The organism is Clostridium fessum, from assembly GCF_027698965.1.
GTDB classification, from domain to species: domain Bacteria; phylum Bacillota; class Clostridia; order Lachnospirales; family Lachnospiraceae; genus Otoolea; species Otoolea fessa.
The window spans coordinates 359858-378805 of the sequence record NZ_JAQEQF010000001.1 but is presented as its reverse complement, the minus strand read 5'-3'; the positions used below and the strand labels follow the sequence as shown (position 1 = coordinate 378805).

Sequence of the window (18948 nt, the reverse complement as noted above, 5' to 3'; positions counted from 1 at the left end):
CAGACAGGAGGAAACAGGGATGAAAAAATTAGCAACCGCACTTGTGAGTGCAGCAGCCATTATGACAATGTCAACAACCGCATTTGCAGCCGAAAATCCGGCGGAGGTATTTGACCGGGTGATGGAGAAGAACAATACGATTCAGTCCGCGGAGATTCAGAGCGGCGTCCATTCGGTCATACTTGCAAAGGATGTCATTCCGGACGGTCAGATGAAAGTTGATATGGCGATGCATGCAGAGATGGATATGCAGGATACCACCGATCTCAAGTACCTGGCACAGGTCGCTTCCTCGATTCTGGGACAGGACAGCTATTCACAGGTTTTTTATACGGACGGCTACTATTACGTAGATGCCAACGGTGTCAAACTGAAATACCCGATGCCATTAGAGCAGATCATATCCTCCGTCCAGACCGGAGTCAACACCAGCAATATGGAATCCAGCTATATGAAGGGCATTTCCTTAAACGAGGTCAATGGAAAACGTGTGCTGGCATATGAGGCAAATCCAAAGAAGCTAAACAAGAACGTCAAAGAAGCCCTCGGAACCGTGATGAACACACTCGGCACCGATGTCAATCTGGACATGAACATCCAGGAAATGAAAGGCGCTTACGTGCTGGATGACAACGATTACATTATCTATATGACAAACTATATCGTATACAACATGGAAGTCCTCGACCAGCCGATGACCTGCATTACTCTGATGGAGACCGAAGTCCAGAACCCGGGCGAGCCGGTCGTAGTGACACTTCCATCCACGGATGGCTATGAAGACTTAATTGGTTTATACGATGGAGTCATTGAAAGCGAAGTAGAATAAAAAACAGACAAAAACAAAAATAGACAATCAAAAGCCAGCCGAGCAAAGCAAAGGCTGGCAGGCAAAAGCGATCCATAACATAACAAGAGGAAAGTGGCGTCCGGGAATCTGTAGAGCCAGCGTTCCAATTATCGATTGTACGCATCCCACGCCAGCTGTCCGGCTGGGGCGGACATTTTTGTCCGATCCAGACGAACAGATGTAGCGAAAGCAAGCGAACAATGATAATTGGAGACGCAGGCGGCGCAGATTCCCGGACGCCTCTTTTTGCATCACGACAATCAATCAATCTATCTATTACTGCATCTCATCCTCAATCATCCGATACCCAATCCCGATCTCCGTAAACACATACTGCGGTTCCGCTGGATTCTGCTCCAGTTTCCTTCGAATATGTGCCATATTCACGCGCAGAATACTGTTATCATCGTCCGCATACGGCCCCCAGATATTCGAAATAATCGTATCATACGTCATGACTCTGCCGGAATTCTGTGCCAGCAGGGAGATAATCTTAAACTCGATCTGCGTCAGATGGACATCCCTTCCATCAACCGATACCAGATGTTTTTCAAAATCGATCGTCAGTCCCTTTGCATGGAATGGGCGCTTATAAAGCGGAGAAGCTGTGTTTAAGCGGTTGCTGTGGCGCAGGGCAGTCCGGATGCGCGCGAGAAGCTCGGAGGTGCCGATCGGCTTGGTCAGATAATCATCCGCGCCAAGGTCGAGCGCACGTACCTTTTCCTGTTCCTGCGTGCGGGCGGAGAGGACGATGATCGGGACGCTGGACCAGGTGCGGACCTGGCGGATGATCTCTATGCCGTCCATGTCTGGAAGCCCCAGGTCGAGGAGAATCAGATCCGGGCACTGGGACGTGATGATCGGAAGTGCTTCTTTTCCCGTGTGTGCGGTGGAAATGCGGTAATCCTGTGCGGACAGGGAGGTGGAGATGAAGTCGCAGATGTTTTTTTCATCTTCTACTAATAAAATAGAAAGTTTATGTGTCATGTTATTTGTCCTCCTTTGGAAGGGTAAAGTAAAATTCGGCACCGCGCGTGTGGTTGATTGCCTTGATTTCGCCGCCGTGGGCGAGAATGATCGTTTTACAGATGGAAAGCCCGATTCCCATGCCCTTTCGTCCATCCGGCGAAGTGCTGGTCGTCGAAGAAGAGCCGTCAAAGATGGTTGCCAGCTTCTCCGGCGGGATGCCGACGCCGTAATCGCGCACGTGGAAAATCGCATAGTCGGAAAGTGATTCCACATAGCACTCGATCGGCTCGGTGCTTTCAGCATGGACAACGGCATTTTCCAGCAGGTTGATGAGAACCTGTTCGATGAGGACGGCGTCCATCGGGACCATCAGGAATTCCTCCGGCACGCGCACATGGATATTGGCATCTGGAAGTCTCTTTTTTAAGCGGATCATCGCCTCGGAGAGAACTTCCTCGACCGGTTCTGAGGTCTTAGTTACCTTTGCCGTCTCATTGTTGATACGCGTGACGGAGAGCAGGTTTTCAACCATGTTTAAGAGCCAGTTAGAGTCCTCAAGAATATGGCGCACCAGCGCATTTTTCTCAACCTCCGGGAGGCTGCTTCCATTTTCCAGATATACGGTACTGGAACCGATGATGCTGGTAAGCGGGGTGCGGAGATCATGGGAGATTGCCCGCAGCAGGTTCGCCCGCATCTTTTCTTTTTCCGCTTCCATCAGCATCTTTTCACGTTCTGCCAGCACGCGCGCCTGTGTTTTCATGTTGCTTGTGATGGCGCTTGTAATGCTGGAAATTGAAAACATTGCCACGAAGGTAATCGGATAGCCGGCCATCGTGAAATCCAGCGCGAAATACGGATACGTGAACAGAAAATTGACGCAGACAACGCCGACAAAGGAGGAGAACAGACCGAAGCTGTATCCGTCCGTAAAACGCGCTACCAAAAAGACCGCCAGAATGTATGTTAGCGCGATGTTGGCAGTCGGATTTTTGAGCGCATGAAAAAAGCAGAACGCGATGATCGTGGCGGTACCCATGAAAAACAGGGTAAGTCCCCAGCTCTGTATGTATGTCGGAAGTGCACAGAATTTTTCAACGATCGGGCGGGTCCGGAACCAATTTTTTAAGGCGTCAATTTTGTGTGGATATGTTTCGCTGCCATTGGAAGTGCTGGTATCCGGAGAGTTGGGTTCGGCTGAACCTTGAAGGCTGCTGGCTGATTCTGTTTTCAGGAAAGTTTCATTGGAAGTTCCAGAAACAGAAGGTTTACTTGAATGTTTCATTTAAATAAAGAAAGTCTCCTTTCAAAAAATTCATATGGATGCTTCTATTATACAATGTTTCTTCTGAAAAATAGAGAGGAAGACTGTTAAAAAGTTGAAAAAATCGTGAAAATTTGGGATAAAAACAGTAACACAATTATTGAGAATCTGGCTGGATAAGGGCGATTTCATTGCATTTTCAGCGTCGGTGTGTTAAACTCCAAACAGTCTCCCGAATGAGGGAAGCAGGCTGACCCGCCTGTTAGAAAGTGACAAACGGGCTGCCGGAGTGCAGGACGAAAGGAATGAAAGTAAGATGAAAAAATTAGGAAGAAATGATCTGTGCTGGTGTGGAAGTGGAAAGAAGTACAAACATTGCCATGAGGCGTTTGACGAGAAGCTGATGGAGGCGGCGGATGCCGGACACCAGATTCCGGATCACGACATGATCAAGACCCCGGAGCAGATCGAGGGGATCCGCGAGAGCTGCAAAATCAATGTGGCAGTTCTGGATTATGTGGCTGAGCATATCAAGGCTGGCGTCACAACCGAGGAGATCGATCAGTGGGTATATAATGAGACGACCCGCATGGGCGGAATCCCGGCGCCGCTTGGCTATGAAGGATTCCCGAAGAGCGTGTGCACATCCATCAATGATCAGGTCTGCCACGGCATTCCGTCAGCAGATGTCGTATTAAAGGATGGCGATATCATCAACGTGGATGTTTCGACCATTTATCACGGCTATTATGCGGATTCTTCCCGTATGTTCTGCATCGGAAATGTCAGCCCGGAATATAAAAAACTGGTGGATGTTGTCAAAGAGTGCGTGGAATTAGGTCTGGAGCAGGTAAAACCGTGGGGCTTCATGGGCGATATGGCGGAAGCGGTCCAGAAGCATGCGGAAGAAAATGGTTATTCTGTGGTTCGAGAGATCGGCGGTCACGGCGTTGGTATCGAGTTCCATGAGGATCCGTGGGTTGGCTATATTGGTCAGAGAGGCACCGGCATGATGTTTGCACCGGGCATGATGTTCACGATCGAGCCGATGATCAACGAGGGAACCGAGGAGGTATTCGTGGATGGCGACGACGACTGGAGTGTATACACGAAGGATGGAAAAGCATCCGCCCAGTGGGAGATCCAGGTGCTGGTAACTGAGGATGGCCATGAGGTGCTTTCCTGGTAGCTTGCAGAGTATATAAAAAGAGACGGCGTCAAACCGTCTCTTTTTTGTACCCAAGGTGGGGTTCTTCACAGCCGAAGGGGGATAAAAGACTGCGAAGAAATATCTATATAAAGGAAATTGTTGTTAGTCGAGCCAGATAACGATTGCGCGCATCTTGTAGTGTCATCTGCCTCATTGATGTTATGCCATTATAATACTGGATAATTGTGTCCATATTTTGACCAATATCTAAAATAAATCTAAACGAGTATTACATAATTCGAAACTTTTTCGGAACTGTTTATGAGGACGGCGCGCTTGAATTTTTCTTGTCGATTTCTTGGATGGGGTATATAATAAATCTGGTGATTAAAGGGGTGCGGTCTGATTGGATAGAAACCGCGTCCAGAACAAAGCAATTAAGAAGAAAGTGGCAGGAATTATATGGAAAATTTTTTATTTGCACTTAATACAGTCCTTCCGTTTCTGCTTTATATCGCATTTGGATATGGAGTCAGGATGGCGGGGCTGGCGGATGAGGATTTTATGAAGCGCCTGAATAAAGTGATCTTTCAGGCATTCTTTCCGATTCTGATGTTTAACAACCTGTATTCCATTCCGGAGGGAATGACATTAAATCTGCGTCTGGTGGCAGTCGCCATTATCAGCGTGCTGCTTTTGCAGGCGGTTCTGCTTGCTGTGGTTCCGCGTCTGGTAAAGGAAAATGAGCGGCGCGGCGTTATCATCCAGGCGATTTACCGCAGCAATTTCGTCCTGTTCGGCATTCCGCTGGCAACCAGCGTGTTCGGTGAGGAGGGAACACTGCTGGCGACGATGATGGTGGCGATCGTGATTCCGGTCTACAACATAACGGCGGTCGTGATTCTGGAATTGTTCCGGGGCGGCAAGGTCCCGGTTTCTGTTTTGATTAAGAATATCCTGAAAAATCCGATGATCCGCGGCGCGCTCCTGGGCTTTATCTTCCATATATTAGGGATTAAACTTCCGGTTTCCGTGGAAGGACCGATCAAGCAGTTTGCCAATCTGACAACACCGCTGGCGCTGTTCGTACTGGGCGGAACGCTGCATTTCAATGCGATCGGCGGCAATCTGAAATATGTGGTTCCGTCGATAACCTTCAAGATGGTGATCCTGCCGGCAGTGGTTCTGGCGGTTGCGACGCTGCTCGGCTTTTCCGGTGTGGAACGTTTTGTTTACTTTGAAATGTACGCGACTCCGGTTGCGACGGCGTCCTATGCGATGGCGCAGAACATGGGCGGCGACGGCGAGCTGGCGGGACAGTTTGTCGTGTTGAGCACGGTCGCCTCGGTTGTGACGATCTTTTTGTGGGTCTATTTCCTTAATTCGATCGGGTGGCTCGCATAAAAATAAATATATAATAGGGGACTGCCAGACAGTGGTTTGTGGAAGAGCAACAATTGTCTGGCAGCTTTTTTTGTGGAAACAAACACTGTTTTTCATGAGAACCGAAATTTTTTTTCATAAATTAAGATGTATGTATAATCTTTTCAAAATTAAAACATTTAATAGACAAAACTGATTGAAAAAGTTATAATAGTATACAAATGCGAGAAAACTTATTTATTTTCCATGTGCTTTTGATGCTTCGAATCAGCGAATTGTATGGAATGGGAGGATGTGAAACATAATAAGGATATTGCATTATTGTTGAAAAAAAATAGGGGAAAAGGTGGTGGTTCAATGATCAAGGAGACGATCCAGGCGGTCGAGGACGCAGAGGCGAAGGCATCGGAACTGGTCGCGCAGGCTTCGGAGGATGCACGCCGCGTTAAGGCGGAGGCGGAGGCAGAAGCGGATCGAATGCTCGCAGATGCACAGAAAAGGGGGAAAGAAGCAGCTGTGAAGCAGGAAGAAGAACTGACTCTCAGAGGGGAGGAGTACGTAAAACAGGCACTGGCAGAAGCCGAGGCGGAGTGTCAGACGCTCAGAGAGACGGCGGACAGACGGAAACCGGAGGTGGTTGACCGGCTCATAGCGGAACTGGTCTAGTGAATGGAGGGATGTAGATATGGCAGTATTGCAGATGCAAAAGCTATGTATCTGTGCCCTGAAGAAGGACCGTAAGTCCCTGATGGAGTTTCTGCAGGCTGCCGGAGTGCTGGAGCTGACAGCGGAGGCGGAGCCGGACGAGGTATTTAAGCGGACGGACACGCTGGAGGATCGGCAGAAGTTTGAGCGGAATGCGGCGACGGCGGACCGCGCATTGGAAGTGCTTGCCGCGGTGGTTCCGGAGGAAACATCGATGCTTGCTGGGCTTGCCGGAAAGCCGCTTGCAAAGGCAGGCGCGTACCGGGAGACGGAGGCGAACGCAGAGGCGCTTTTAGGTCAGGCGGAACGCATTTTGAACCTGCAAAAGCAGATCACGGAGGAAAAGACTGCGGCGCTTAGACTGCTGGCGGAGGCGGAAAGCCTGAAACCGTGGCAGAAGCTGGAGATTCCACTTGCGTATCAGGAGACGAAACGGTGTGCTATCTTAGCCGGCGCGGTCGGCGGAGGCGCTTATACGCAGGAAGAAATTTACGCTTCGGTGGCAAAACAGGAGCCGCAGCTTGAAAAATGGGAGCTGGAGGTTGTCGGAAGCGACGCCGACCAGACCTGCATTGCGGTAATTTGCCTGAAAGAGGACGAGGAGAAGCTGGAGACAGCACTCCGGTCGATTGGATTTGCCCGTCCGGCGCGTCCGGTGGAGGAAGTTCCGGCAGCTTACGCTAAGAAACTCAAAGCGCAAGCGGCAGAGCATGAGGGACGCGCGGCGGCGACGGAAGAAGAACTGAAACAGTGCGCTCCGGCGAGGGAAGATTTGAAACTGTTATCCGACTATTACCGCCTGCGGGCACAGAAGTATGAGGCGCTCGGCGAGATCTTACAGTCGGAAAAAACGTGTATGATCACGGGATTTATCCCGAAGCGCGATGCGAAAGGACTGGAGGAGAAGCTGAATAGCCGATTTGAACTTGCAGTGGAAAGTTCGGATGTGCCGGAGGATGAGGAAGCACCGGTGCTTCTCTCCAACGGAACCTTCGCGGCGTCGGCGGAGGGCGTGACCGCGTCCTTTGGCTTACCGGCGAAGGGGGAGATGGACCCGACCGGCATCATGGCAGCGTGCTATGTATTTTTGTTTGGTCTGATGCTTTCAGATGCGGCATACGGATTTATTGTATTTTTGATGTGCTTCCTGGCACTTAAGAAATTCCCAAGGATGGAAGAAAACCTGCGGAAATCACTGCGGCTCTTTATGTACTGCGGACTTTCGACCCTGTTCTGGGGCGTCATGTTCGGCGGTTATTTCGGAGATGCGGTGGACATCGTGAGCCGGACATATTTTGGACATACGGTGACGATACCGGCGCTCTGGTTTGTCCCGCTAAATGACCCGATGAAGCTTTTGGTTTATTCGATGTTATTTGGCGTGATTCACTTATTCCTGGGGCTGGGACTGAAAGGATATATGCTCTTAAAGGATGGCAAGGTTGTGGATTTTATCTGCGACGTGGTACTCTGGTACCTCCTGCTTCTGGGGCTGATCCTGATGCTGCTTCCGACGGAACTGTTTGGTTCCATCGCGCAGATGAATATCGTATTCCCGCCGGTGCTTAATTCGCTGGCAAAGGGAATGGCGATCGTGGGCGCGCTGGGAATTCTGGTGATGTCGGCGCGCGACAAGAAGAATCCGCTCCTGCGGCTGGCGCTTGGCGCATATGATTTGTACAATATTACCGGATGGGTGTCGGATGTGCTTTCCTACTCGCGCCTTCTGGCGCTCGGACTGGCAACCGGCGTTATCGCATCGGTTATCAACCAGATGGGAAGTATGGTTGGAAATAATGTATTTGGCGTGATTGTATTTATACTGGTATTCTGCTTCGGACACCTGTTTAACCTGGCGATCAACCTGCTCGGCGCGTATGTGCATACCTGCCGTCTGCAGTACGTCGAGTTTTTCGGAAAGTTCTATGAGGGTGGCGGAAAGGCGTTCCGTCCGTTTAAGCAGATAACAAAATACGTGGAAATCAAGGAGGATTAAATATGAGCGGAATTGTATTTGCATTGTTGGGAGTTGCAGTGGCGGTTATTCTTGCAGGTATGGGTTCAGCCTACGGCGTAGGCGTGGCAGGTCAGGCAGCAGCCGGAGTCGTAACCGAGGATCCGGATAAATTCGCGAAGGTGCTTCTGCTCCAGCTGCTTCCGGGTACCCAGGGTATCTACGGTCTGCTGGTTGGTTTCATCGCTCTTTCTAAGATTGGTCTTCTTGGCGGCGGCGCTGACATGAGCATGTCGATCTCCCAGGGACTCTTATATCTGGCAGCATGCCTTCCGATCGGCGTGGTTGGTCTGGTATCGGCGAGACATCAGGGAAGAACGTCGGTTGCTTCCATCGGTATCGTAGCGAAGAAACCGGAACAGTTTGGTAAAGCGATGCTGTTCCCGGCGATGGTTGAGACCTATGCGATTCTGGCACTTCTGGTTTCGATTCTGGCAATCAATGCACTGTAATCTGGCACGGCGGAAAGAATCAAAATCAGTTAAGGAGTGAAGCGTATGAATGGATTAGATAAGATTATTGCTCAGATCCTTGACGATGCAAAGCAGGAATCGCTTGCGATTCAGGAAAAAGCAGCCGGTGAAGCGGAGACGACCCTTGCGGCAGCCGGTGAAAAGGTAAAAAAGCTGGAGGAAGAGCAGGCGAAATCGGCGGCGCAGCGTGAAAAAAGCTATGAGGAACGGCTTCGTTCTTCGGCGGCGCTAAAGAAGCGCCAGGCGATCCTTGCGGCAAAGCAGGCGATCATCGAGGAAATGCTTGCGGCGGCACACAGGGAGCTGCTGGCAAAGCCGGATGAGGCGTATTTTGCATGGATGGAGCAGCTTCTTTCCCGGTTCGTGACGGATCGGGCAGGAGAAATCTATGTTTCAAAACGTGATTTAGAGCGGATGCCGGATGATTTTCCGGCAAAGATAGAGAAGGCGGCGCAGGAAAAAGGCGGAAGCCTGGTACTGAAAAAAGAACCGAGGGAGATCGACGGGGGCTTTGTTCTGGTGTACGGCGGCGTCGAGGAAAATTGTTCTGCCGGGGCGTTGTTTGCGTCGCAGCGGGATGAGCTGGTGGACAAGGTACATGCGATGCTGTTTGGATAACGGCGGGAGAAGGTAAGGAGGGCTTATATGTCTGATACAAAATATGCCTACGCGGTCGCCCGGATCCGGGCACTGGAAAATGGGCTTTTTTCCTCCGCACAGATTGAACAGCTGCTGTCCGTAAAAAGCTACGAGGGGGCGCTGCGTTTCCTGACCGAACACGGCTGGGGGGATGCAGATACACCGCTCAGCGCGGAGGCGATCCTGACCCGGGAGAAGACGAAAACCTGGGAGATGGTCCGCGACCTTTTGAAGGGCGACGACGCGATCCTGGCAGTGCTTTCCTACGGGGATCTCTACCACAATTTAAAGGCGGCGATCAAGGATGCGGCGGCGCCGGGCAGCCACGGCAATGTCTATTTTGACGACTGCGAGGTGGACGGCGTGCGGATGGCGAAGATCGTGGCGGAGAAGGACTGGCAGGCGCTTCCGGCACATATGCGGGAGGCGGCGAAGGAAGCCAGCGAGACATTTCTGCACACGAGCGACGGGCAGCTCTGCGATATCATCGTTGACCGGGCGGCGCTCACAGCTATCTATGAGTGCGGAAAGAATGCGTCCGACGCGATCATCCGCGATTATGCCGAGACGACGGTCGCGGTGGCGGATATCAAGATAGCGGTGCGATCCCAGAAGACAGGAAAACATCTGGATTTTATGCGGCGCGCGATGACACCGTGCGATAGCTTGAATATCGAGCGCCTGTCACAGGCAGCTCTTGGCGGCGCCGGCGCGATCTGCGAGTATCTGGAAGGAACCCGCTATGCGGGCGGCGCGCAGGCATTAAAGGAATCGCCGTCGGCGTTTGAGCGGTGGTGTGACAATCAGCTGATCGAGACGATCAAGCCGCAGAAATACAACCCGTTTACGGCGGGACCGCTGGTTGCCTATGTGCTGGCGAAGGAAAATGAGATCAAAACGGTCCGTATCATCCTGACCGCCCGTCTGAACGGTCTTGAGGAGGAACAGATTCGGGAAAGGATAAGGGAGATGTATGTATAAGGTTGCAGTAGTCGGAGATTACGACAGCATCTACGGATTTGCGGCGCTGGGACTGGAGACATTTCCGGTGTCCGATGTAAATGAGACGGAGAAAGTATTTCTGGAACTGGCTTCTGGTTCCTACGCGGTGATCTATATCACCGAGGCGGCGGCTGCCGGGATTGAGACAGCCATCGACCGCTACCGGGAACAGCCGCTTCCGTCCGTGATCCTGATTCCGGGGATTTCCGGGAATACGGGAAAAGGCGTGGAGTCGGTCAAGCATTCGGTGGAACAGGCAGTTGGATCGGATATTCTGTTTGGAGATGCATGATAGAAAGGTGGGTGAAACCTTCCAATGAGCAAAGGAACGATAAAGAAGGTAGCAGGACCGCTGGTTATCGCCAGCGGGATGCGGGATGCCAATATGTTTGACGTCGTCCGCGTCAGCGACGAACGTCTGATTGGCGAGATCATAGAGATTCACGGAGATGAAGCGTCGATTCAGGTATATGAGGAGACTTCCGGTTTAGGACCTGGCGAGCCGGTAGAGTCGATGGATGTGCCGCTTTCGGTTGAACTGGGACCGGGACTCCTGACGAGTATCTACGATGGAATCCAGCGACCGCTGGACGATATCATGAAGGAGACGGGCAGCAACAACTTAAAGCGCGGCGTTGAGGTTCCGTCCTTAAAGCGTGATAAGAAATGGCAGTTTGTGCCGACCGTGAAAGCGGGCGACAGCGTGGAAGCAGGCGACATCATCGGTACCGTGCAGGAGACGCTGATCATTGAGCATAAAATTATGGTGCCGTATGGTGTAAAAGGTACGGTCAAAGAGATCAAGAGCGGTGAATTTACGGTGGAGGAAACCGTAGCGCTCATTGAGACGGAAAACGGCGAAAAAGAGCTTACGATGATGCAGAAATGGCCGGTTCGGCGCGGACGTCCGTACCAGACGAAGCTGCCGCCGATAAAACCGCTGATCACCGGACAGCGTGTCGTTGACGCATTTTTCCCGATCGCCAAGGGCGGCGTGGCAGCTGTGCCGGGACCGTTCGGAAGCGGCAAGACCGTCATCCAGCATCAGTTAGCGAAATGGGCAGAGGCGGACATTGTTGTTTACATCGGCTGCGGTGAGCGCGGCAACGAGATGACGGATGTTTTAAATGAGTTCCCGGAGTTAAAGGATCCAAAGACCGGGCACTCCCTGATGCAGCGGACCGTGCTGATTGCCAATACTTCGGATATGCCGGTAGCAGCCCGCGAGGCATCGATTTACACGGGTATCACGATCGCAGAGTATTTCCGCGACATGGGTTATTCGGTGGCACTGATGGCGGATTCCACCTCCCGATGGGCGGAGGCGCTGCGAGAGATGTCGGGACGTCTGGAAGAGATGCCGGGCGAGGAAGGTTATCCGGCCTACTTAGGAAGCCGTCTGGCACAGTTCTATGAGCGTGCCGGTCATGTCATCTGCCTTGGCAGGGACGGACGCGAGGGCGCGCTGTCCGCAATCGGAGCCGTATCCCCGCCAGGCGGCGATATTTCCGAGCCGGTTTCTCAGGCGACGCTGCGTATCGTCAAGGTATTCTGGGGACTCGATTCGGCGCTGGCGTACAAGCGACACTTCCCGGCGATCAACTGGCTGACCAGCTATTCCCTGTATGTGGACAATCTGGGAAAATGGTTTGATGAGAATGTATCGGATGAGTGGATGAGCTGCCGCCAGGGTCTTATGAGCCTTCTGCAGGAGGAGGCAGAGCTGGAAGAGATCGTAAAGATGGTCGGCATGGATGCACTGTCCCCGATCGACCGCTTGAAAATGGAAGCGGCGCGCTCGATCCGTGAGGATTTCCTGCATCAGAACTCCTTCCATGAGATTGACACGTATACACCGCTGCAGAAACAGTTCCGCATGATGAAGCTGGTGCTGGCGTTCTATGAGCAGTCGAAGAAGGCACTGGAAGGCGGCGCGTCCATCCAGAACCTCATCAAGATGCCGGTGCGCGAACAGATCGGACGTTTTAAATATACGAAGGTAGAAGACGTGGAGAAAGAGTATCAGGCAGTCCTCGAAGAACTTGCGAAAGAGGTTGCCGATGCGGCTGGAAAGGGGGCATTCTAAATGCCGAAAGAATATAGAACCATACAGGAGGTTGCAGGTCCTCTGATGCTGGTGCAGGGCGTGGAAAATGTTACCTATGACGAGTTGGGTGAGATCGAGCTGGCGAGCGGCGAAAAGAGACGCTGCAAGGTGCTGGAGATCGACGGTGGCAATGCGCTGGTACAGCTTTTTGAGAGTTCCACGGGTATCAACCTTTCAAATAGTAAGGTGCGTTTTTTAGGAAGAACGATGGAACTTGGCGTATCGGAGGATATGCTGGGACGCGTCTTTGACGGTCTGGGCAATCCAATCGACGGCGGTCCGGAGATCCTGCCGGAGGAACGCCGCGATATCAATGGTCTGCCGATGAATCCGGCGGCGAGAAGCTATCCGCAGGAGTTTATCCAGACGGGTGTTTCCGCGATCGATGGTCTGAATACACTGGTCCGCGGTCAGAAACTGCCGATTTTCTCGGCGTCTGGTCTGCCGCATGCGAATCTGGCAGCCCAGATTGCGAGACAGGCGAAGGTGCGCGGCACGGACGAGCCGTTTGCGGTTGTCTTTGCGGCGATGGGTATTACCTTTGAGGAGGCGCATTTCTTTACCGAGAGCTTTAAGGAGACGGGCGCGATCGACCGTACCGTCCTGTTTATCAACCTGGCAAACGATCCAGCGGTTGAGCGTATCGCGACCCCGCGTATGGCGCTGACGGCTGCCGAGTATCTGGCATTTGAGAAAAATATGCACGTTCTCGTTATCCTGACGGATATCACGAACTACGCGGATGCACTGCGAGAAATTTCGGCTGCCCGCAAGGAAGTTCCGGGACGCCGTGGTTATCCGGGATATATGTACACGGATCTTGCATCCCTGTATGAGAGAGCCGGACGCCAGAGAGGCAAGAATGGTTCGATCACGATGATTCCGATCTTAACCATGCCGGAGGATGACAAGACGCACCCGATCCCGGACTTAACCGGATATATCACCGAGGGACAGATTATCTTAAGCCGTGATCTGTACCGTAAGGGCATCACACCGCCGATTGACGTACTTCCGTCGCTGTCCCGTCTGAAAGATAAGGGAATCGGCGAGGGCAAGACGCGTGCCGACCATTCGAACACCTTAAACCAGCTCTTTGCGGCGTATGCGCGCGGCAAGGAAGCGAAGGAACTCATGGTGATCCTGGGCGAGGCGGCATTGTCCGATGTTGACTTAATCTATGCAAAATTTGCGGACGCCTTTGAAAAAGAATATGTTTCACAGGGCTACAATATGGACCGCGATATCGAGGAGACGCTGCGGATTGGCTGGAAACTGCTTTCCATCCTGCCGAGAAGCGAGCTGAAACGTATCGATGAGAAGTATCTGGATCTGTATTATGGGAAAGAGTAAAAATGCCTGTGCATGGCGGATGCGCTTGAAAACGAAAGTGGCGTGTCATAACGCGGCTGCGGGAGCTGGCGGATCTGTCGTGACAAAGTGATTGCAGGAGAGAGGTGGTACGCATGGCATCGACACAGGTCAACCCGACCCGAATGGAGCTTACGAGGCTGAAAAAGAAGCTGGCGACAGCCACGCGGGGACATAAACTGCTGAAGGATAAGCGGGATGAGCTGATGCGCCAGTTCCTGGATCTGGTCCGGGAAAATATGGCGCTGCGCCAGAAAGTGGAGTCGGGCATCCGGAGTGCGAATGTGAATTTCGTCATCGCTAAAGCCGGGATGTCCGAGCAGGCGTTAAATACCGCGCTTGCCGCGCCGAAACAGGCGGTTTATCTGGAAGCAGACAAGAAAAACGTAATGAGCGTCGATATTCCGGTGTTCCATTATAAGACCCGGACGGCGGATGAGAACGATATTTACTCGTATGGATTTGCGTTTACTTCGAGCGATCTGGACGGGGCAGTCAAGTCGCTGGCGGACATTCTGCCGGATATGCTGCGGCTGTCTGAGACAGAGAAAGCCTGCCAGCTCATGGCAGCCGAGATCGAGAAAACGCGCCGGAGAGTCAATGCGCTGGAACACGTAATTATTCCGGAGGCGCGCAAAAATATCAAATATATCACGATGAAGCTGGATGAAAATGAGAGAAGCACGCAGATCCGCCTGATGAAGGTGAAGGATATGATGCTGGAGGAGAAGCATCATTATAAGGAGAAGCGGGAGCTTTGTTCGTGATGATGAAAATGCCTCTTCTGGCGGCTTTAGGGCTGTCAGGGGAGGCTTTTTGTGTATTGTAAAAATAAAAAGGACAGAAAAAAGTAAGATATAAAATGGAAATTTCTGGTAGAATAGGAGGAAATGAGGGGAGGAATTTTGCATGGCAAAGCAGGTACAGAGGGCGATCGGCTGGGTGGCAGCATTTCTTTTGGCGGTGGGGATGTTGTTCCTGCCGGTTTCGAAGGCGTATGCGGGTCCGGTATCGGGCGGCAGTCCTGGAAGTGGAGAGATGAGAGGTGTCTGGGTTTCGTATCTGGACTGGAATGGATGGGCGAAGGATGAGGCTGGATATAAGAAAGCGATGGATCAGACACTGGACCTCTGTGTACAGAAGGGGTTAAATGCGGTTTTCCTACAGGTTCGCCCGGATGGAGATGCGATGTATCCGTCACAGTATTTCCCGTGGTCGAAATTTGCCTCTGGAAAACAGGGAAAGAATCCGGGGTATGATCCGCTGGCATATGCGGTGCAGGCGGCGCATCAGCGGGGCTTGCAGCTTCATGCGTGGATCAATCCGTACCGGATCACGGGGTATCTGAACCGTTATTCGGATCTGTGTGCGTCAAATCCGGCGATCGCGTGGGCGAAGGACGGGGACAGTTCGAATGACCGGTGGGTATTGTGCCAGAATGGTGAGTATTATTACAATCCGGCGATTCCGCAGGTGCGCCAGCTGATTATTGACGGTGTGAAAGAGATCGTGACGAATTATGAGGTGGACGGCATCCATTTTGATGATTATTTCTATCCGAATCTCGATGACAGCAAGGCGGAAACATGGTTTGATTATCCGGAGTACCAGGCGGGCGGCACATCGCTGAGTGTGGCGGCGTGGAGACGGAATAATGTCAATGAGCTGGTAAGGGGCGTTTACAGTGCGGTCAAGTCGATCCGTCCGCAGGCATTGTTCGGTATCAGCCCGGAGGGATATTTACAGAACCTCCGAAAAGATACCCGCCAGTTTACAGATGTGGATGCGTGGATGACCCAGAGCGGCTATGTGGATTACCTGATGCCGCAGATTTACTGGGGATTTGAGGCGAAGCAGAACGGCCAGGCAGCGGGCTATGCGTTTGCAAACTGCCTGAATGAGTGGGTGACGCTGAAAAAGAAGGGCAATGTGAAGCTGTATGTCGGTCTGGCGCTCTATAAGACCGGAACAGATGCAGTGGACGGCAACGAGGTGCCGGAGTGGCAGCGGTATCATGATATCATGAAGCGCGAGGTGCAGGCTGGACGGGCAACCGGACAGGTGAGCGGTTACTGCTTCTATGATTTATCGTCCCTGACGCGTGCGGCGGCAGCGGAGGAAGTGGCGAACGTGACGGCGCTGTTCCATTAAGTGCTCCATGATAGTTACTGTTCACGCATACGTGCCCAGTAACGGAATTTGCCGTGGCTTCGCATTTAAATACGGCAAATTCCTGCTGCCACCACGTTTTCTTACGGCACTTTCGGTTCCAAAAGTGCCTACCCGTGAACGGTAACCATGATACCTTGTTGTGTAAATGGGAACCCCTGTGGATGATTGCAACCACAGGGGTTCTGTGCTATACTGGATATACGATTGCAGTAAAAATGTTGTTGTTCACATAATGTTCAGATGGCAGCAAATATACGGACGAGGAGAGGGAAGATGAAAAAAACAGCACTTGTCATTATGGCAGCCGGAATCGGAAGCCGTTTTGGCGGAGGGATCAAACAGCTGGAGCCGGTGGGTCCGAATGGGGAGATCATTATGGATTACTCCATCCATGACGCGCTGGAAGCGGGATTTGACCGGATTATCTTTGTGATCCGCCATGATTTGGAGGAGGACTTCAAAGAAGTGATCGGGAACCGGATTGAGAAGATTGCGCCGGTGACATACGCATTTCAGGAGCTTTCGGATGTACCGGAGGGATTCAGTGTCCCGGCAGACCGGAAAAAACCGTGGGGAACCGGACAGGCGATTTTGAGCATTCGCGGACTGGTCGAAGAGCCATTTCTGGTGATCAATGCGGATGATTATTATGGAAAAGAAGTGTTCCGAAAGATTCATACATACATGGTGGAACAGATGGACGTGAACGCACCGGTGTATGATATCTGTATGGGTGGCTTTATTCTGGCAAATACGCTCAGCGAGAACGGCGGCGTGACACGCGGCGTCTGTGAGGTGGGTGAGGGAGAGATTTTAAAACGCGTAACCGAAACCTACAATATCCAGAAGACAGCGGACGGCATGACGGCGACGGATAAAGAGGGGAGTCCGGTTTCGGTTCAGGAGAACCAGCATGTATCGATGAATATGTGGGGACTCACACCGGGCTTTGTGGAGGAGCTGGAAAAAGGATTTCCAGAGTTTCTTGTGGGGCTGAAAGAGGGCGACGTGAAGTCGGAGTACCTGCTTCCGACGATCATCGATCAGATGATCCACGACGGACGCGCACGGGTGAAGCTTCTGGAGACGCATGACCGCTGGTTTGGCGTGACCTACCGTGAGGATAAGGAGAGCGTGACGGAGTCGATCCGGGCGCTGATCCGTGAGGGCGTGTACCCGGAAAAACTGTTTTGACAATTTGAAGAACAGTTTAAAGAAACAGAATTATTTAAAAAGATAAAACATCATGAGAACGATACTGCGAAATGGAACAGCTGATTTGGCTGTGCAGAGGATAACGTGAAAAACGGTACGTGAGAATAACATGATACGCATAAATCCTGCATAGGATACCATGTAAGCCTTGAATTAAGGGGGAATGGCAGTCCGATGCAGGATTTTGCATATTTTAAGAGTCTTTATCCGGCTGCATGTAAGCAGATGCAGCTTTGCGTGGAAGCGGTCTGTGATGAGCTGGAGTATGAGGGGAGTCCCATCTATGATGAATATCCGGATCGGATCTTTCTGGAAAAACTGACAAAACGGGCACTGGAAAAATGGCAGAAGGTTTATCCGGCTGGAACGGAAAGGACGGATACACTGACGACCTATATAAAGGCGGCGGACGTGGGTACCGTATCCACAGAAGAAGGAACGGCGATGGTGGAAAATTCCCTGAAAATAGATTCTCCTGGTGGAGAAAGAGAAGAGAATCTGGCGGGAACCAGCATACAGCCGCATCTTCCTGGAAATGATGTATGGTATGGACCACTTCGGGGCGAACAGAAGGGCGGAAACGCTGGATATATGGTGTGGGAGGCGGATGAGCCGAATCTGACCGCGCAGGAGCGCCGTCCATGGAGTCCGCCGCCGGGACCGCGCCCGGGAGGACCAGGAAATCCGTGGGGACCGCCGCCCCCGCCGCCGGGACCGCGCCCGGGAGGACCGGGAAATCCGTGGGGACCGCCGCCTCCGCCGCCGGGACCGCGCCCGGGAGGACCAGGAAATCCGTGGGGACCGCCGCCCCCGCCGCCGGGACCGCGCCCGGGAGGACCGGGAAATCCGTGGGGACCGCCGCCTCCGCCGCCGGGACCGCGCCCGGGAGGACCAGGAAATCCGTGGGGACCGCCGCCCCCGCCGCCGGGACCGCGCCCGGGAGGACCGGGAAATCCGTGGGGACCGCCGCCTCCGCCGCCGGGACCGCGCCCGGGAGGACCAGGAAATCCGTGGGGACCGCCGCCCCCGCCGCCGGGACCGCGCCCGGGAGGACCGGGAAATCCGTGGGGACCGCCGCCTCCGCCGCCGGGACCGCGCCCGGGAGGACCAGGAAATCCGTGGGGACCGCCGCCCCCGCCGCCGGGACCGCGCCCGGGAGGACCGGGAAATCCGTGGGGACCGCCGCCTCCGCCGCCGGGACCGCGCCCGGGAGGACCAGGAAATCCGTGGGGACCGCCGCCCCCGCCGCCGGGACCGCGCCCGGGAGGACCGGGAAATCCGTGGGGACCGCCGCCCCCGCCGCCGGGACCGCGCCCGGGAGGACCAGGAAATCCGTGGGGACCGCCGCCCCCGCCGCCGGAACCGCGTCCGGGGAGACCGGGGAATCCGTGGGGAGTGCCGCTTCAGGATTTTCTTCAGGTTTTATTAATGAATGAGCTGCAGGAGCGAAGACGGTGTCGGAAGTGCTGAAATTGCGGTTTTCAGGTGTAAATTTTTTAAATTAAAATGCGGTAACATCCAGGTGTGACAACGAATTTTACCGATTTGGAAAAAGAACAATCGGGTTACTGGGCACGTATGCGTGAACAGTAACACAATCGGAGTTCTTACGAATCATAGAAATTCTGGAATTT

General features: G+C 52.9%; 17 protein-coding genes. 15 read left to right on the top strand and 2 right to left on the bottom strand.

Features of this window, described 5'->3' with window-relative positions:
* The first annotated feature begins 19 nt into the window (after positions 1-19).
* Positions 20-829 (top strand): hypothetical protein, encoded by an 810-nt coding sequence (locus PG862_RS01820; protein WP_107000835.1) that lies wholly within the window; start codon positions 20-22, stop codon positions 827-829.
* A gap of 297 nt (positions 830-1126) precedes the next feature.
* On the opposite strand, the gene PG862_RS01815 is transcribed toward PG862_RS01820, so the two are convergent.
* Positions 1127-1837: a response regulator gene (locus PG862_RS01815; RefSeq protein WP_118469028.1), complete on the bottom strand. Its 711-nt coding sequence runs from the start codon at positions 1835-1837 to the stop codon at positions 1127-1129.
* Between the two features lies 1 nt (position 1838).
* A complete protein-coding gene (locus tag PG862_RS01810) occupies positions 1839-3104 on the bottom strand; it encodes a sensor histidine kinase (RefSeq protein ID WP_118469030.1) in 1266 nt (421 codons plus the stop codon).
* 295 nt (positions 3105-3399) lie between these two features.
* Between PG862_RS01810 and PG862_RS01805 the strand changes: the two genes are divergently transcribed.
* The 14 genes from PG862_RS01805 (at position 3400) to PG862_RS01740 (ending at position 18784) form a co-directional block, all read left to right on the top strand.
* Complete coding sequence (locus PG862_RS01805; RefSeq protein WP_118481960.1) at positions 3400-4272, top strand: methionyl aminopeptidase; 873 nt, start codon at positions 3400-3402, stop codon at positions 4270-4272.
* Positions 4273-4695: 423 nt separating this feature from the next.
* On the top strand, positions 4696-5637 hold the full coding sequence (locus tag PG862_RS01800) for an AEC family transporter (RefSeq protein WP_107000831.1): 942 nt from the start codon (positions 4696-4698) through the stop codon (positions 5635-5637).
* Positions 5638-5910: 273 nt separating this feature from the next.
* Entirely contained in the window at positions 5911-6282 is a 372-nt protein-coding gene (locus PG862_RS01795) for an SPFH domain-containing protein (RefSeq protein ID WP_270231146.1), read from the top strand.
* Between the two features lie 19 nt (positions 6283-6301).
* Positions 6302-8317: a V-type ATP synthase subunit I gene (locus PG862_RS01790; RefSeq protein WP_118469032.1), complete on the top strand. Its 2016-nt coding sequence runs from the start codon at positions 6302-6304 to the stop codon at positions 8315-8317.
* 2 nt (positions 8318-8319) lie between these two features.
* Positions 8320-8787 (top strand): V-type ATP synthase subunit K, encoded by a 468-nt coding sequence (locus tag PG862_RS01785; protein ID WP_022358667.1) that lies wholly within the window; start codon positions 8320-8322, stop codon positions 8785-8787.
* A 45-nt stretch (positions 8788-8832) separates the two neighbouring features.
* Positions 8833-9426, top strand: a complete 594-nt coding sequence (locus tag PG862_RS01780; protein WP_270706265.1) for a V-type ATP synthase subunit E — start codon at positions 8833-8835, stop codon at positions 9424-9426.
* A gap of 27 nt (positions 9427-9453) precedes the next feature.
* Positions 9454-10428: a V0D/AC39 family V-type ATPase subunit gene (locus PG862_RS01775; protein WP_270706264.1), complete on the top strand. Its 975-nt coding sequence runs from the start codon at positions 9454-9456 to the stop codon at positions 10426-10428.
* Complete coding sequence (locus tag PG862_RS01770; RefSeq protein WP_107000826.1) at positions 10421-10741, top strand: V-type ATP synthase subunit F; 321 nt, start codon at positions 10421-10423, stop codon at positions 10739-10741. The genes PG862_RS01775 and PG862_RS01770 overlap by 8 nt, the downstream gene beginning before the upstream one ends.
* A 24-nt stretch (positions 10742-10765) precedes the next feature.
* On the top strand, positions 10766-12535 hold the full coding sequence (locus tag PG862_RS01765; RefSeq protein WP_270706263.1) for a V-type ATP synthase subunit A: 1770 nt from the start codon (positions 10766-10768) through the stop codon (positions 12533-12535).
* The gene (locus PG862_RS01760; protein ID WP_118637748.1) at positions 12536-13909 is read left to right on the top strand and encodes a V-type ATP synthase subunit B; all 1374 of its coding nucleotides are present in this window, start codon (positions 12536-12538) and stop codon (positions 13907-13909) included.
* 113 nt (positions 13910-14022) lie between these two features.
* Positions 14023-14694 (top strand): V-type ATP synthase subunit D, encoded by a 672-nt coding sequence (locus PG862_RS01755; protein WP_118637750.1) that lies wholly within the window; start codon positions 14023-14025, stop codon positions 14692-14694.
* A gap of 142 nt (positions 14695-14836) precedes the next feature.
* Positions 14837-16078 (top strand): glycoside hydrolase family 10 protein, encoded by a 1242-nt coding sequence (locus PG862_RS01750; RefSeq protein WP_117796524.1) that lies wholly within the window; start codon positions 14837-14839, stop codon positions 16076-16078.
* Between the two features lie 294 nt (positions 16079-16372).
* Positions 16373-17293: a nucleotidyltransferase family protein gene (locus PG862_RS01745; RefSeq protein ID WP_270706261.1), complete on the top strand. Its 921-nt coding sequence runs from the start codon at positions 16373-16375 to the stop codon at positions 17291-17293.
* Between the two features lie 195 nt (positions 17294-17488).
* A complete protein-coding gene (locus tag PG862_RS01740) occupies positions 17489-18784 on the top strand; it encodes a hypothetical protein (protein ID WP_270706260.1) in 1296 nt (431 codons plus the stop codon).
* Positions 18785-18948: the final 164 nt, after the last annotated feature.

Bases quoted from the DNA above. Each gene is read 5' to 3' on its own strand.
- PG862_RS01820 (WP_107000835.1), top strand. From the start codon at position 20: ATGAAAAAATTAGCAACCGCACTTGTGAGTGCAGCAGCCATTATGACA.
- PG862_RS01815 (WP_118469028.1), bottom strand. From the start codon at position 1,837: ATGACACATAAACTTTCTATTTTATTAGTAGAAGATGAAAAAAACATC.
- PG862_RS01810 (WP_118469030.1), bottom strand. From the start codon at position 3,104: ATGAAACATTCAAGTAAACCTTCTGTTTCTGGAACTTCCAATGAAACT.
- PG862_RS01805 (WP_118481960.1), top strand. From the start codon at position 3,400: ATGAAAAAATTAGGAAGAAATGATCTGTGCTGGTGTGGAAGTGGAAAG.
- PG862_RS01800 (WP_107000831.1), top strand. From the start codon at position 4,696: ATGGAAAATTTTTTATTTGCACTTAATACAGTCCTTCCGTTTCTGCTT.
- PG862_RS01790 (WP_118469032.1), top strand. From the start codon at position 6,302: ATGGCAGTATTGCAGATGCAAAAGCTATGTATCTGTGCCCTGAAGAAG.
- PG862_RS01785 (WP_022358667.1), top strand. From the start codon at position 8,320: ATGAGCGGAATTGTATTTGCATTGTTGGGAGTTGCAGTGGCGGTTATT.
- PG862_RS01780 (WP_270706265.1), top strand. From the start codon at position 8,833: ATGAATGGATTAGATAAGATTATTGCTCAGATCCTTGACGATGCAAAG.
- PG862_RS01775 (WP_270706264.1), top strand. From the start codon at position 9,454: ATGTCTGATACAAAATATGCCTACGCGGTCGCCCGGATCCGGGCACTG.
- PG862_RS01770 (WP_107000826.1), top strand. From the start codon at position 10,421: ATGTATAAGGTTGCAGTAGTCGGAGATTACGACAGCATCTACGGATTT.
- PG862_RS01765 (WP_270706263.1), top strand. From the start codon at position 10,766: ATGAGCAAAGGAACGATAAAGAAGGTAGCAGGACCGCTGGTTATCGCC.
- PG862_RS01760 (WP_118637748.1), top strand. From the start codon at position 12,536: ATGCCGAAAGAATATAGAACCATACAGGAGGTTGCAGGTCCTCTGATG.
- PG862_RS01755 (WP_118637750.1), top strand. From the start codon at position 14,023: ATGGCATCGACACAGGTCAACCCGACCCGAATGGAGCTTACGAGGCTG.
- PG862_RS01750 (WP_117796524.1), top strand. From the start codon at position 14,837: ATGGCAAAGCAGGTACAGAGGGCGATCGGCTGGGTGGCAGCATTTCTT.
- PG862_RS01745 (WP_270706261.1), top strand. From the start codon at position 16,373: ATGAAAAAAACAGCACTTGTCATTATGGCAGCCGGAATCGGAAGCCGT.
- PG862_RS01740 (WP_270706260.1), top strand. From the start codon at position 17,489: ATGCAGGATTTTGCATATTTTAAGAGTCTTTATCCGGCTGCATGTAAG.